The sequence below is a fragment of the Candidatus Magnetaquiglobus sp. genome, assembly GCF_058402785.1.
Window position 1 is genome coordinate 17677 of the sequence record NZ_JBZVFG010000004.1, and the last position, 13464, is coordinate 31140.

The 13464-nt window shown below is 62.0% G+C and carries 13 protein-coding genes; 7 read left to right on the plus strand and 6 right to left on the minus strand.

Annotated features, from left to right (window positions below; genetic code table 11):
• Nucleotides 1-58 precede the first annotated feature (58 nt).
• The 4 genes from ACV4UY_RS02370 (at nucleotide 59) to lnt (ending at nucleotide 5485) form a co-directional block, all read left to right on the plus strand.
• Nucleotides 59-1087 (plus strand): PhoH family protein, encoded by a 1029-nt coding sequence (locus ACV4UY_RS02370; protein ID WP_491606061.1) that lies wholly within the window; start codon nucleotides 59-61, stop codon nucleotides 1085-1087.
• A gap of 82 nt (nucleotides 1088-1169) precedes the next feature.
• On the plus strand, nucleotides 1170-3449 hold the full coding sequence (locus ACV4UY_RS02375; RefSeq protein WP_491606062.1) for an HD family phosphohydrolase: 2280 nt from the start codon (nucleotides 1170-1172) through the stop codon (nucleotides 3447-3449).
• Complete coding sequence (ybeY, locus tag ACV4UY_RS02380; protein WP_491606063.1) at nucleotides 3394-3873, plus strand: rRNA maturation RNase YbeY; 480 nt, start codon at nucleotides 3394-3396, stop codon at nucleotides 3871-3873. Before ACV4UY_RS02375 ends, ybeY begins: the two co-directional genes overlap by 56 nt.
• On the plus strand, nucleotides 3863-5485 hold the full coding sequence (gene lnt / locus ACV4UY_RS02385) for an apolipoprotein N-acyltransferase (RefSeq protein ID WP_491606064.1): 1623 nt from the start codon (nucleotides 3863-3865) through the stop codon (nucleotides 5483-5485). Before ybeY ends, lnt begins: the two co-directional genes overlap by 11 nt.
• A 39-nt stretch (nucleotides 5486-5524) precedes the next feature.
• On the opposite strand, the gene ACV4UY_RS02390 is transcribed toward lnt, so the two are convergent.
• Complete coding sequence (locus ACV4UY_RS02390; protein ID WP_491606065.1) at nucleotides 5525-6859, minus strand: hypothetical protein; 1335 nt, start codon at nucleotides 6857-6859, stop codon at nucleotides 5525-5527.
• A gap of 296 nt (nucleotides 6860-7155) precedes the next feature.
• Here ACV4UY_RS02390 and ACV4UY_RS02395 point away from each other — a divergent pair, with 296 nt between their 5' ends.
• Together ACV4UY_RS02395 and ACV4UY_RS02400 are read left to right on the plus strand one after the other, a co-directional pair.
• Nucleotides 7156-7350, plus strand: coding sequence for a hypothetical protein (locus ACV4UY_RS02395; protein ID WP_491606066.1), 195 nt, complete (start codon nucleotides 7156-7158; stop codon nucleotides 7348-7350).
• Between the two features lie 245 nt (nucleotides 7351-7595).
• Nucleotides 7596-8066, plus strand: a complete 471-nt coding sequence (locus ACV4UY_RS02400) for a hypothetical protein (RefSeq protein WP_491606067.1) — start codon at nucleotides 7596-7598, stop codon at nucleotides 8064-8066.
• A gap of 486 nt (nucleotides 8067-8552) precedes the next feature.
• Here ACV4UY_RS02400 and ppnP read toward each other — a convergent pair whose 3' ends face one another.
• Both ppnP and ACV4UY_RS02410 read right to left on the minus strand, forming a co-directional pair.
• Nucleotides 8553-8837 carry a pyrimidine/purine nucleoside phosphorylase gene (gene ppnP / locus ACV4UY_RS02405; protein WP_491606068.1) on the minus strand — a complete coding sequence of 95 codons (285 nt, stop codon included), beginning with the start codon at nucleotides 8835-8837 and terminating at the stop codon, nucleotides 8553-8555.
• Between the two features lie 52 nt (nucleotides 8838-8889).
• Entirely contained in the window at nucleotides 8890-9681 is a 792-nt protein-coding gene (locus ACV4UY_RS02410) for an OmpA family protein (RefSeq protein WP_491606069.1), read from the minus strand.
• A gap of 620 nt (nucleotides 9682-10301) precedes the next feature.
• On the opposite strand from ACV4UY_RS02410, the gene ACV4UY_RS02415 reads away from it, so the two are divergent.
• Nucleotides 10302-11384, plus strand: coding sequence for an N-acetylmuramoyl-L-alanine amidase (locus tag ACV4UY_RS02415; protein ID WP_491606070.1), 1083 nt, complete (start codon nucleotides 10302-10304; stop codon nucleotides 11382-11384).
• A gap of 189 nt (nucleotides 11385-11573) precedes the next feature.
• On the opposite strand, the gene ACV4UY_RS02420 is transcribed toward ACV4UY_RS02415, so the two are convergent.
• The 3 genes from ACV4UY_RS02420 to rsxG all read right to left on the minus strand — a co-directional run bounded on the left by ACV4UY_RS02420 (nucleotide 11574) and on the right by rsxG (nucleotide 13455).
• The gene (locus ACV4UY_RS02420; RefSeq protein WP_491606071.1) at nucleotides 11574-11993 is read right to left on the minus strand and encodes a response regulator; all 420 of its coding nucleotides are present in this window, start codon (nucleotides 11991-11993) and stop codon (nucleotides 11574-11576) included.
• 242 nt (nucleotides 11994-12235) lie between these two features.
• On the minus strand, nucleotides 12236-12847 hold the full coding sequence (locus ACV4UY_RS02425; protein WP_491606072.1) for an RnfABCDGE type electron transport complex subunit E: 612 nt from the start codon (nucleotides 12845-12847) through the stop codon (nucleotides 12236-12238).
• Entirely contained in the window at nucleotides 12844-13455 is a 612-nt protein-coding gene (gene rsxG / locus ACV4UY_RS02430; RefSeq protein WP_491606073.1) for an electron transport complex subunit RsxG, read from the minus strand. The genes ACV4UY_RS02425 and rsxG overlap by 4 nt, the downstream gene beginning before the upstream one ends.
• Between the last annotated feature and the right edge of the window lie 9 nt (nucleotides 13456-13464).

The following is a 13464-nucleotide window of genomic DNA, read 5'->3' on the forward strand; positions in this document are numbered from 1 at the left end:
AAATGGAGATGATGGGGATCGTTCTTCCCCGAATCATCCCACCCGCCACGATCGTTCGGTGACGCATGAGGGCATCATGCCGGGCGGGGTGGGCGTCGAACCGGTGGACGGGGGAGAAGGGCTCACCCTCACCTTTCCGGACAATCGGCTGACCGCCCTGTTGTTCGGGGCCTTCGATGCCCATCTGCACCGTCTGGAGGCGCGGCTCGGCATCGCTTGCTATCCGGTCGGCAACCGGGTGACGCTGATGGGAGCGCCGGAGATGTTGGAGCGGGCGCGCGGTCTGCTGACCGTGCTTTACGGCGCGCTCGAGATGGGACAACGGGTGGACGAGGCGCGGGTCGAGGCCGGGATTCTGGCCCTGGAGCGTCCGGAAGATGGACCCGATCCCCTGGACGAGGCCGCGGTCCTCAAGACCCCCTTGCGGGAGATCCGTCCGCGCACCCCGCGTCAGGCCGATTACATCCGCGAGCTGGCCCGGCGTCCCCTGGTGTTCGCCATCGGTCCGGCGGGCACGGGCAAGACCTATCTGGCGGTGGCCGCGGCGGTGCTGGATTTTATCGAGGGGCGGGTGGCGCGCATCGTCCTCACCCGACCGGCGGTGGAGGCCGGGGAGCATCTCGGGTTTCTGCCGGGGGATTTGCAGGACAAGGTGGATCCTTATCTGCGCCCCCTGTATGATGCGTTGTACGACATGCTCGGGTACGAGAAGGTGGAACGGATGCTCGGACGCAACCAGTTGGAGATCGCACCCTTGGCCTACATGCGCGGACGTACCCTGGCCGAGGCGACCATCATTCTGGATGAGGCGCAGAACACCACCATCGAACAGATGAAGATGTTCTTGACCCGTTTGGGAGAGGGGTCGCGGGTGGTGGTGTCGGGCGATGTGACGCAGGTCGATCTGCCTTCCAACCGTCGTTCCGGACTCGCGCACGCTCTGGAGGTGCTCAAACGGGTGGAGGGGATCTCCTTTGTCTGGTTTACCCACCGGGATGTGGTACGCCACCCCCTGGTGAAACGGATCGTGCAGGCCTATGAAGAGGCGGCGACCCGGGAAGGGATGGCGGCGGGCCGGTTGGCATGAGCGGGTGGGTTGCGAGGGTGCGATGGGAACGGAACGGGTGAAATTGGGGGAGCGTTCGCGGGGTCGTCCGACGGATCGCCCGATGTTGCCTTCCTGGACGACGCTGTTGGATCTGACCCTGTTTCTTGTAGTGGTTGCCATGCTCACGGTGATTTTTTCACCGGTGGTGTTGCGGCCTCTCTATCTGCCGGAAGTGGGCGACATCGCCACCCGCGACATCAAGGCGGATCGCGATATTCTGGTCGAAGACGCGGTAACCACCAAAAAACGGCGTCAGGAGGCGGCGGCTGCGGCGGTGCCGGTCTACGACTGGGATCCGGGCGTGATGGAGACCGTGGCACGGCGCATCGGCGAGCATCTGAAATGGCTCGACGAGTCGCGCGGCGCGGCGGTGTCGCGGTTGGATTGGGACAAACTGCGCGATACCTTTTCCGAGCGCATCGAGGAGGTGATCGACGAACAGGCCTTCTCGGCGCTGGTGGCCACCAAGGATCTGATCGGCCTCTCCAACGAGATCGGCGCCTGGCTGACCGAACATGCCCAGATCCGCGTGGTGAGTGGTCCCGAGGTGCTCAACGACCTGGCCCACAACCCGTTCGTGATCCACTCCATGGGGGATGAGGAGATCCGAACCTCGGGGAGCGGCGCCGCCGGCCTGATGGATCTGGTCGGCATGCGACGCATGCTCGAGAAGTCCGGCGAGGACCGTTTCACCCATTTGCCGGGTGTGATGCGCAAGTGGATCATGGAACAGATCAGCGTCAACATGCGACCCACGCTGGTGCTCAATCTGGCCGAAACCCGCACCCGTCGCGAACTGGCCGCCGCCGGGGTCGATCCCGTTTTCTATCGGGTACGACGCGGCCAACTGGTGATCCAGGAGGGGGCCGAGGTCACCGATGCCGCCCGTTTGAAGATCGAGTCCCTCAACCAGACCCGCTGGACCGGCAAGATGGCCCTCAACCTCATGGGGCTGGCCATGGCGTTGATTCTCCTCATGTGGCTCGGACGCCGCTTTCTCGTCACGACCTCCGCGGACTTCCCGCGCGATCGCAAAACCCTCTACATCCTCGGCACCATCCTGCTGATCACCTCGCTGCTTTCGAGCCTTATCTTCACCATGGGGCAGGGGTTGACCGATTTTTTCGGCCTGCCGGCGCGACTGGCCAACTACCTGCCCATCACCGCGCTCGGGTCGGCCATGGCCTCCCTCACCATCGGCGCGCGGGCCGGGATTCCGGGCGGCGCGATGCTGCTCGGGGCGATTCTGTCGTTTCTGTCGGCCATGGAATCGGATGGAGGGTTGCCGATCTTTCTTTACTTCATGGTCGGTTCCCTGGCGGGTGGGGCCACGCTGCGGGTCTGTCGCAAACGCTACGACGTGTTGATCTCCGGCTTCTGGATCGGCCTGACCCAGGCGTTGGCCGTTCCGGCGGTGGAGCTGCTTTCGGATCGCATGCCCTCCCTGGACTGGCTGGCCGGAGGCGCCGTCGCCCTGACCAGCGGCATGCTGATCGGATTGTGGGGACTGGCCCTGATCCCGCTGTTCGAATACCTCTTCGATATCACCACCGACTCCCGGTTGCTGGAGTTGGCCAGCGGGGACCATCCGCTGCTCAAGAGCCTCTCCCTGCGCAGTCCGGGCACCTACCACCATTCGGTGATGATGGGCAATCTTGCCGAGGCCGCCGCCGAGAGCATCAACGCCAATCCGCTCCTGGCTCGGGTCATGGCGCTGTATCACGATGTCGGCAAAATGAACAAGCCCCACTACTTCGTGGAGAATCAATCCGGCGAGAACCGCCATGATCACCTCTCTCCGTCCATGTCGGTGCGGGTGATTCAGGGGCATGTGAAGGATGGGGTGGAGATGGTGCGCGAGTACAAACTCGGCGGACCGATCCTGGAAGCGGTGACCACCCATCACGGCACCACGTTGTTGCAATATTTTCACAACCGCGCGGTCAATCAGGCGGCCAAGCGCGGAGAGAAGATCGACGATGCCGATTTTCGCTATCCCGGTCCCAGGCCGCACTCCAAGGAGGGGGGAATTCTGATGCTGGCCGACTCGGTGGAGGCGGCCTCGCGTACCCTGAAAACCCCCTCGCCGGCGCAGATTCAATCCCTGGTGGCGCGCATCGTCGCCTCCAAGATCGCCGACGGGCAGTTGCAGGAGTGTCGGCTCACCCTGCGGGAGATCTCCCGCATCGAAGATGCCTTTACCCGGGTGTTGACCCTCGGGTTCTACCATCGCCGGATCGAGTATCCGGATCAAATCAAGAAACGCACGGAAGGAGCGCGTCATCATGTCGGCCACGGTTCTGGTAAACCTGTCGTCCCCCCTGTGGTCCGCGGAGGATGAGGAGCGGGTCGCCCGTGCGGTGCATGCCACCCTGGAGGCGGAAGGACGCGTGGGCGAGGAGATCGAGGTCGGGGTGCTGCTGACCGATGACGCGGAGTCCCGGCGCATCAATCAGGAGTTTCGCGGGCTGGACCGTCCGGCCAACGTGCTGTCGTTCGCCATGGAGGAGGGGGAGGCGTTCCCGGATCCGGAGAGTGGCGCGGTGTTGCTGGGGGATGTGGTGATCCCCTTCGAGACCACGCTGCGAGAGGCCGGAGAGGCGGGGTTGGCGCCTGGGGACCGTCTGGTCCATCTGGTGGTGCATGGGGCGCTGCATCTGCTCGGTTACGACCACGAACGTTCCGAGGCCGAGGCCGAGCGTCAGGAGGCGCGCGAGGTGGCGATCCTGGCTGGCCTGGGTATCGCCAACCCGTATGAAATCTGATACCCTGCTTGACCGGGCGATCGCCCGGTTGCAACTCCGCTCGACGCGGAACGCTCTGCTGGCTTTCCTGGCCGGCATGCTGGCGATGTGGGGAGTGCCGCCCGGTCCGAATCCGCTTTGGGCCGTGCTGGGCGTGGCCATCTGGCTGCGCCTGCTGGAAAACACCGCTTCCAAACGGGGAGCGTGGCTCGGATTCTTGTTCGGGTTGGGCCACTTCCTGGTGGGACTCGACTGGCTCTGGACCAGCCTGCACGTCTACGGAAAAATCCCCTCGCCGGCAGCCCTGTTGGTGATCGTGCTGCTGGCCGCGGTGCTCGCCCTCTATCCCGCCCTGTTTGGCGCGCTGTTCGCCAGGCTCAACGCCCGTCCGTTGTTCATCCTCGCCGTCGCGCCGGCCTTGTGGGTGGTGACCGAATGGTCGCGGGCCCACCTGTTCAGCGGTTTTTTCTGGAATCCCCTCGGCCAGACCTGGGATGCGATACCGATCCTGTTGCAACTGGCGGATCTGGGCGGGGTCTATCTGCTTTCGGCGTTGACCCTGTTCCTGGCCGCCGCGGTCGCCTGGATCTCCCGTCCGGAGAGCTGGCAAAGGCCGGCCCGGGTCGGCGCGGTGCTTTTGTTGGCCATCGGGGTGTGTGCCGCCGGTTACGGGTATGGGGCGTGGCGCTGGCAAAGCCTGGTCGATGCCGAAACGGTGCCCGAAGCGGCGCGGGGATTGCGCGTCGCCCTGGTGCAGGGCAACATCGCCCAGGATCTCAAATGGGTGCCCGAACGACAGAAGGAGTGGCTGGGACGCTACCTCGATTTGACCGCCGGGTTGGATCAGCCGGTCGATCTGGTGGTCTGGCCCGAGACCGCCGCCGCCTTCTTTCTCCAGGCATCCCCCAGGGAGCTGGCCAGGATCGTGGATGTCAGTCGCGGCATCGACGCACCGATCCTCACCGGCGCGCCGATGTATGATCGCACGGATGAGCGTACCCTGCGGTTTTTCAACAGCATGGTCATCATCGGCTCGGAAGAGATGGGGGATTTCGACTACCGCTACGACAAACACCATCTGGTGCCGTTCGGGGAGTACATTCCGTTTCGGTCCCTGGTGCCGGATTCGGTGCATAAACTCACCCACGGCAGCAAGGATTTCACCCCTGGTCCCGGTCCGGAGCTGTTGCGCTGGGAGATGGGGGATATCGGTCCTCTGATCTGCTACGAGGTGATCTTTCCGGACGAGGTGCGCCATCTGGCGGCGCAAGGGGCCCGATGGTTGATCAATCTCACCAACGACGGTTGGTTCGGCGAGTCGGCCAAGCCGCAACATCTGGCCATGGCGCGCATGCGCGCGGTGGAAAACCGTCTGCCGATGATCCGGGTGGCCAACTCCGGCATTTCGGCGGTCATCGATCCCCTGGGACGGGAGCTGGGACGGATCCCTTCCAACCAACAAGGCGCTCTGGTGGTCACCCTTTTCGCCGGTCCCGGTGGGAGCTTCTGGTCCGGATACGGTCACCTGTGGCCGGCCTTCTGGGCCGGGGTGTGTCTGATCTTCTGGGTGGCCGGTCGTATCGGGGCGGGCACGGATTCGAACCGCATTGACAGGGGGATCAGACCCGTTTGAAACCGGGTGGACGGCGCGCAAAAGCGGGTGGGCAATGCGTCATGAAATAACTGATCCGCATGCCTCGGTAATCCGGTCCTGGAGCAGCAGCGCATCGAGCAGATTCTGGCTGGCCGAACTGGGAAACCCGGCGGATTGAAAGGGACCGAAAAAAAGCGGGAACGATCCGGCCAGCGCGCCGCGCATCGGCGAGTCGAAGCCATCGAGCACCTGGACCCCCTTGAGAAAATCCACCAGCCGGTGACCCGCCTCCAGAAAGGTGGCATCGCCCAAGGTCTGATGGAGCCGGAAACAGACCACCGAGAGCTGGGCGCTGCCGGTCAGACAGGCGGCGGACGCGGCGGGAGACCAGTCGGCACGCCACCGGCCCGGCAGGAATCCATCGGGTCGGATGAGACGCACCATCGGCAGCGTGCCGCGCCGTGCCGCGTCGATGAGGGTGGTGTCGTTGCCGGCGATGCCGGTTTCGAGCAACCCTTGCAGCGTCTGGGCGATGGCAAGGGTCCGGGGAGCCATCTGCCGCGCGGGATCGTTGCGCGCGAACCAGCCATTGTCCTGTTGCAGGGCCAGGGTGTTCCGGGCCAGTCGCAGCGCCGCATCCCGGTAACCGGGAATCCCGTTTTGCATGCCGAACCGATACAACCCCCAGGCCATGAGCACCTGGTTGGCCTGGAGTGTCCGGAGCGACGGGGGCGACTGCTCCTCGACCTTCAGGCGGGTCACCAGAAAGTCGGCGGCGCGGCGCGCGGCCTGTTCGATGCGCGGATCGGGTTCGTGTTCGAGCAGTGAGGCAAACCCGTGCAACACCTGGCCGGTGGTGAGCGGCATCGATTGGGAGGGATCCGGCGTGGTCTGTATCGCGCCGGAGGGCAATTGAAGATCCGCCGCCCAGAGGGCCATGGCCAGCACCCGTTCGCGCATCACGGCATCGGAAAAGCGGAGCGCGTAGTCGAGGAGCGAGGCCAGGACGGCACCGGTGCTCTCCGGACAGGAGGGGCGCCAGCCAGGGCTTGGAAGCGGAACGGCAGAGCTGCTTTCCGGACGAGAGGGACGCCGGCCAGGGATGGAAAGTGGGTATTCCTTCGGGTCGCAGGGGAAATACCCCTCGGAGATCCCATCATCGGGCGTGGCCTCCCAGGCGCGGATCAGCCATTCGGCGGTGGCGTGGGCCCGTTGCCGGCAGGCACCGTCCACGGGTTGGACGCTGCCGGTGAGATGGCGGAGGTGATCGTGCCAGGCCACGCGGGCGAATGCCCGGTGTCGGGGCAGGCGTCCCAGGCGTGCCAGATGGTGCCGCAGGTTTTGAAAAGGTCCCCGGAGCCAGGCGGATCCGAGGAGGCCGAGCAGCGTGCCGGTGCGGAGCGTGGTGTTCATGAGGCGTGACAGCGGGTGGGGTGAAGCGGTTGGGTGGTCATGGGGGAATTCTAGCGGCAATGCCAGGCGGTTGCCATGCTTTTCCGCATGAGGAGCGTTGGGGGGGCGGGGTGTGAGGGGGCACGGCGGGTGTGTCGCTCACCAGGCGGATGTCAGGGCGGCATGGTCTGTTTATTGCTTGGTTTGAAGTGTCATGGTCTGCCGTGGAACCCCTGTCAGGAGCTTCATGGTCGGGGGTGAGGAGATTCTCCCCCCATCAGGTACGTTTGAGGCGATGGTTGGAGAGGAGATCACACATGTTCGAAACCGCGGATTGGATGCGCATCCAGTTGGATCTGATCAAGGGGGTTCCCGTGGCCTATCAGAGCCTGCTGACCCGTTTGCAAAAGGAAGGGTTGAACGAAATGGAAGGCGGGGTGGATGAACCGCGTCTCTCCCGGTTGCGAGGCATTCTGGATGAGTGCTGCGATCGGTTCGTGATGCGTGCCTGATTCGGCGTGGGTCGCCGCCCGCCTGATCAGAGTCCAGGGAGATGATCCCCCTGGTGGGATCCAAAGGCAAAGCCCTTGGGACGGTGCTTTTGACTTGAGCGCGCTCTTCAAAAGAAGCCTTTTTCGCGTCTTTGCGAAAAAGGCGCCGCGCGCGGCCTTGCGGAAAATTACGCAGCCCGTGATGGGTGCGGTTTAACATGGTTTTTTTTCAAGATCATTCGGGCGGGATGGGAGTGCCGGTTGCAATGGGTGTGGAGATGGCGGTCTTGAGCGGCGAGAACGTGGAACTTCCTTTTTACCGGCGCCTGGAGGGTCGTTTTGACGGGATGATTCGGCTGGCCGATCTCACGGTTCTCGGGGAGGCGGTCGCCCGACACGACGGCTGGTACGTTCTCGAACCGCGCGAGCCCTTTCCGGAGCAGCCCATCGACGGCATGGCGGCAAGTTCGCACCTGCAAGATCTGGTTGCCGAGATCTTGCGCGAGGAGCGTGGCGTTTGGACCACCATGGTCTATGTGCAGAGCCTGGAGGATCCGCGCATCATCAAGGTGTTCCATCCGCGTCGCGCCGGTTGTGGCTGCGGTGGTGGTGGAGGGATTCTCCCCTGGAAGGTCTTCACCCGTTTCAAGCCCGAGCCGGTCCCGGCCTGGGAGTCCACCATCTGCGCCACCCCCTCCGGCGAGCGCACCGCCTCGTGGTTCAAAAAGCTCTTTTAAACCGCAACCATCACGGAATGCGTGGTTTTCCGCAAGGCTGAGTCCCCCGCAAAAAGCCGTTTCTGGCAAGAAACAGGCTGGGCAAGAGGATGATCTTGTTTAGCAATTCCCATCATGAGTGCCGGGTGAAGGGACTTTTTGCGGGGGAGTCAAGGCTGCCGTGCAAGATGCGAGCGTCGTTTCCAAAAACCGGAAACGACGCTCGCGAAGGCTGCGCGCGGCGCTTTTTTCGCAAAAAAGGCGAAAACTGCTTCTTTGTAAAGAGCGCGCCAAAGTCAAAAGCAAACCCCTGGGAGCGGAATCTCCCAGACGCGCTCTTTTTTTTCGACGGTAAAAACGACACATTCCAAACCTGGTGCGGTTTGATGGCGAGGCTCACGCTCTGCCGTACTTCAGGTCATGGCTTCCAGATGCGCCAGTCGTGCAAAGTGGCTATTGCAAGTGGTAGGAAAGAATCTGGTGATGTCCCACCGAGTTGTTTGGCCATCACGCCCCATAGGTGCATAAATAGGCCGTATCCACCGCCACCTTCAGTTGGAATTGGGCGTTGGCCGGCACGACGAAGCTCTCGAACGGCTCAAAGATGCGCCACTCCGACTCACCGGGCAGCATCACGGTCAACGCGCCGCTGACCACGGTCATGGTTTCGAGTTGACTGGTGCCGAACTCATATTCGCCGGGCACCATCACGCCGACCGTGGCCGGCAGGGTGGCGGTCTGGAAGGCGATCGACTTGACCGTGCCACCAAAATATTCATTCACTTTCAACATGTTCTTCTCCGGTTTGCATGCATTGAATTGAGAACGGCTCTTGCCTGTCCGCTTACGGCAGGGGCCGCAACACCACGCGCCGATTCTTGGCGCGTCCCTCCTCGGTATCGTTGGAGGCGATCGGTTGTTCGAATCCCAGCCCGATCACCTGCAACCGCCCGACCTCGATCCCGCGTCCGACCAGATGATCCCGCACCGCCTCGGCGCGGCGCATGGAGAGGCGTTCGTTGGATTGGGCGGAGCCGATGCGATCGGTATGTCCCTGAATCTCCACCCGCAGGGTCGGGTTCTCCTTCATGACCCGCCCCACCCCGTCGAGCAGAGGGTGGTCGGCGGCGGCGATCGCATGACGGTTGGTGGCGAAACGGAGATTTTCCAGCACCCAGCAGCCCGTCTCGTTGACCTTGGCACCGCTCGGGGTGTCGGGACATTGATCCCGATCATCGGGCACTCCATCCCCGTCCCGATCGGGGGGACACCCCTTTTCATCGACCTCGACCCGCTTGGGGGTTTGTGGACAACGGTCCAGGTCATCCGTCACCCCGTCGCCGTCGCTGTCCAGGGAACACCCCTCCGCATCGACCGGCACCCCCTTCGGGGTGGCCGGACAACGATCCTTGCCATCTTTCACCCCATCGCCATCGGCATCGTTCAAATCGTCGCAATGGTGGACCGTCCCCCGAAAATAGCAGGGGGTACCCTGTGTCATGGTGGCAAGGAGGGTCGGGTTGGCCCCCAACCCGGGATCTGGCACCAGCGCATCGGAACAGCCGCCCAGAAGCAACGGGATGGCGACCCACCTGGATGCACCCACCAGGCGCGTGACGAATCGGGATGGTCTCATCGGAAGCGCGCACTCCTCGTGGCAGGCGTGGTTCGGGCGTGGATGGCTGGAAGCGTGCTTGCCAACCTGTCCAACGCCGGGTCGGATCGATTCACGCGTTCCGGGTCATGCGGTCATGGCGCCCGGATCGACGGGAAAGCATGGACAAAGCCCCATTCTAGCACGCGCGATTGGCGAAATCCAGCCGATCGACTCGGCTTATCCATTCGATAATCCGATCAAAAAGAAGCTCTTGGCGCTTTTGACATGCCAGGAAGGCCGTCACGCCAACGCCGTCATGGTTCCACCATCCGATAATCTTTCGCCAGGATGCGCGCCATTCTCCGCAAGAACGACACGCGGAGCCAGAAACCATAAGCGGAATCGGTATTTCCAGGATGATCTCACGGTGGAATGCCAAACGGGAAAATGCCGGCATGCCACTTGCTAAAGTACCGGCAACCTCGCAATCGTTACGGGTTATTCCGGAATAAGGTTTGATTAATTAGCTGAAATTAAAGAACTTAATAAAATTTACGTTAAATTATTGTCACATTTGGCAACAAAACCATGCGAAAGCAGGGTCAAGCTCCCAACGCTTGCCCCGCGTCTTGAAAAAGGCACACGAAGGAGACCGGATCATGTTGGACAGACGATTTGTTCTCAAGGCTTTGGCTCTCTCCATGGGCGGACTGCTCCTCCCTGGATCGATGGTGCATGCGGCCATGTCCAGACCGCGCATCACCGATGTGCGATTCTCCACCGCCCCCAACCGCACCCGCATCATCTTCTCCCTGAATCAGGAGATCAAACACTCCCTGGCCACGCTGCGGGATCCGGATCGGGTGGTGCTCGACCTCCAGGATACCGAACTCTCCTCGGATCTGAATCTGCTCTCCTTCACCGATCCGATCGTGCGTAAGGTGCGGACCGACTCCCTGGGCAACGGCACCATGCGCGCCGTCTTCGAGTTGCAGGACGATGCCAGCAGCCGGGCTTTTCTGCTCAAGGACAAGGAGGGCGGGCGTCCCCGTCTGGTGGTCGAGTTCACCGCCACCGATACCCGGGATGAGGCGGATGCCGGCACGGCGCAACCGAACCGGCTCGAAAGACCTCTGGTGGCACGCAAGGGCAAGCGGGATATCGTCATCGTGCTCGATCCGGGACATGGGGGGATCGATCCGGGCGCCATCGGCGCGGGTGGCGTCAAGGAGAAGGATGTGGCCCTGTCGGTCGCCCGGCAGGTGGCCCGCGAGATCAATGCCACCCCTGGTTACAAGGCCTTCCTCACCCGCAACGAAGACCGTTTCGTGGGATTGAGCCGTCGCTGCGCCATCGCCCGCAACCACAAGGCCGATCTCTTCATCAGCCTGCATGCCGATGCCTTCCATATCCCCTCGGCGCGTGGGGCCTCGGTTTACTGTCTTTCCGAGCGGGGACGCCGCAATCCGGTTCCCGCCAACCAGAAATCCCTGATGCTCGGCAATACCCTGCTTTCGGCCATCGCCAGCACCCCGAGTCTCTCTCTGCACTTCAAGACCATCAAACAGGCCCGCTTCGCGGTCCTCAAAACCCAGGAGATCCCCTCGGTTCTGGTGGAAATGGCCTTCTTGAGCAACCGCCAGGAGGAGATGCTCCTGCGCAAAAGCTCCCATCAGGCCTCCCTGGCCAAGGCGGTCACGGTCGGTGCCAAGAATTTCGTGCAGAAGACCGGGTTGGTGTAAGCCTGTCGAAAAAAGAGGACCATTTCAAGCGTGACAGAGGGTGTTGAACGGCTGAAATTTTAACAAAAGTAATCGATATGTCCAAAAAAATGGGGTGAGACCCATGTCGCTCACCCCTTGATCATTCCGCCCATACAGGCAATCGGTCGAGGAGCGCGACGCGCACCAACCGATTGCCACCCTCTCCGGTCAATCAGCCTTCCACCAATCCTTGGGAATCAGATTCAGCTCTCCGAGTTTCACCAGCAGTTTGCCACGGGTGATCGGCTTGTTGAGGTAATCGGAGCAGCCGCCCACATCGAAGGCTTCGGTGATCTCGGACATGGCATCGACCGCGGTGACCATGATGATCGCGGCGCGGGTGTCATCCGAGACATGATACTCCCGCTCCAGGGCCCGCATTTTCTTGAGTGCCTCCTGGCCATCCATGATCGGCATCATGATGTCGAGCAGCACCAGATCATAGGGGGTACCGTCCACCAGTTCGGCCTCGAAGATCTCCACGGCCTCTTGTCCGTTGGTCGCCACATCGCAGTGGGCGAACGGTTTGAGAATGTCGGCCAGAAGCGAGCGATTTTCCGGGATGTCATCCACGATCAAGACGTTCATGTTGTGCCTGGCATTCCGAATCGGATTGAAAGGTTACGGATTGTTACAAAGTTCACCAGATAACAGCTACCGTGGAACTCCCGAAGGAAACTCCACGGTACGGGGGGTGAGCGGGTGTTCTCCCCCCATCATGAAAAATGATAGCAAACCTGGCCGTTATCGGCAAGTAGAAATCCGCAAAATGCAACCGGGAATGGCCAAATCCATTCCCGGTTGGAGCGTGGAGCACAGAGTCCGACGGATCACTTTTTGGCCGTGGCGCGCTGATCGATCCATTTTTGCCACACCAGGATGAATCCCAGGGCAATGAAGGCGCCCGGCGGAAGAATGAAACCCAGTGCCGGTTGGTAGTCGAGGGGCATGATCTGTTGACCGAGCCATTGACCGGAACCGAGCAGTTCTCGCACGCTGCCAAGCAGGAACAGAGCAAAGGTGAAGCCCAGGCCGGTGAAGATCCCGTCTAAAATCGAGCCGATGACCGAGTTTTTGGAGGCGAAGGCCTCGGCCCGTCCCAGGATGATGCAGTTGACCACGATCAGCGGGATGAAGAGTCCCAGCACCTTGTGCAGATCATGCACGAAGGCGTTCATGGCCAGATCGACGATGGTGACGAACGAGGCGATGATGATGATGAAGGCCGGGATGCGCACATCGTTGGGAACCACCTTGCGCACCATCGATACCACCATGTTGGAGCCCACCAGCACGGCGGTGGTGGCCAGTCCCATGCCGATGCCGTTTTCCGCCGAGGTGGTCACGCCCAGGGTCGGGCACATGCCGAGCATCTGGACGAAGACGCCGTTGTTTTTCCAGAAGCCGTTGACGATGATTTCCTTGGTCTCGGATACGCTCATTTGGCGGACTCCTCGGCAGGGGTTTTGAAGATCGTGTCCTGATTTTCCGCGTAATAATCCAGACCGCGCTTGATGGCGTTCACGATGGCGCGCGGGGTGATGGTGGCCCCGGCGAACTGATCGAACTCGCCGCCATCCTTTTTGACACCCCATCTGGCGTTTTTGAGATTTTTGCCGATGAAGGCGCCGAGCCAGTTGTTTTTGAAGATCTTGTCCCCCAGTCCTGGCGTTTCGGCGTGGGAGACGATGTTGATGCCGGTGACGGTCCCCGTGGCATCGACGCCCATCAGGATATCGATGTTGCCGGAGTAGCCATCCGGGGCGGTGATCATGAAGGCCACGCCATGATTCGCGCCATTCTTGCGGGCGCGGTAGAACGGCACTGGTTTGGCTTTGCGGTTGATGCGTTTGTCACCGAGTTGGATGAAATCCTTCTCCGGCGCGTTGTCGAATCCCTTGGGCAGCACCTGGGCCAGGGCGTTGAGCAGTTCCTGCCGTTGGGTGTGAGCGATCGGCGCGCGGGTGACATCCTCGACGCCAGCCAGGATCGCCGTGGCGATCAGACCCACGATCATGAGCGTGATACCCATCTTGAGAAAATGCGGCATTGGCGGTCT

Excerpts from the sequence above, each read along its gene's own strand:
- ACV4UY_RS02410 (WP_491606069.1), bottom strand. The coding sequence starts at position 9,681 with ATGAGACCATCCCGATTCGTCACGCGCCTGGTGGGTGCATCCAGGTGG.
- ppnP (WP_491606068.1), bottom strand. The coding sequence starts at position 8,837 with ATGTTGAAAGTGAATGAATATTTTGGTGGCACGGTCAAGTCGATCGCC.
- lnt (WP_491606064.1), top strand. The coding sequence starts at position 3,863 with ATGAAATCTGATACCCTGCTTGACCGGGCGATCGCCCGGTTGCAACTC.
- ACV4UY_RS02390 (WP_491606065.1), bottom strand. The coding sequence starts at position 6,859 with ATGAACACCACGCTCCGCACCGGCACGCTGCTCGGCCTCCTCGGATCC.
- ACV4UY_RS02400 (WP_491606067.1), top strand. The coding sequence starts at position 7,596 with ATGGGTGTGGAGATGGCGGTCTTGAGCGGCGAGAACGTGGAACTTCCT.
- rsxG (WP_491606073.1), bottom strand. The coding sequence starts at position 13,455 with ATGCCGCATTTTCTCAAGATGGGTATCACGCTCATGATCGTGGGTCTG.
- ACV4UY_RS02395 (WP_491606066.1), top strand. The coding sequence starts at position 7,156 with ATGTTCGAAACCGCGGATTGGATGCGCATCCAGTTGGATCTGATCAAG.
- ACV4UY_RS02425 (WP_491606072.1), bottom strand. The coding sequence starts at position 12,847 with ATGAGCGTATCCGAGACCAAGGAAATCATCGTCAACGGCTTCTGGAAA.
- ACV4UY_RS02415 (WP_491606070.1), top strand. The coding sequence starts at position 10,302 with ATGTTGGACAGACGATTTGTTCTCAAGGCTTTGGCTCTCTCCATGGGC.
- ACV4UY_RS02375 (WP_491606062.1), top strand. The coding sequence starts at position 1,170 with ATGTTGCCTTCCTGGACGACGCTGTTGGATCTGACCCTGTTTCTTGTA.
- ACV4UY_RS02420 (WP_491606071.1), bottom strand. The coding sequence starts at position 11,993 with ATGAACGTCTTGATCGTGGATGACATCCCGGAAAATCGCTCGCTTCTG.
- ybeY (WP_491606063.1), top strand. The coding sequence starts at position 3,394 with ATGTCGGCCACGGTTCTGGTAAACCTGTCGTCCCCCCTGTGGTCCGCG.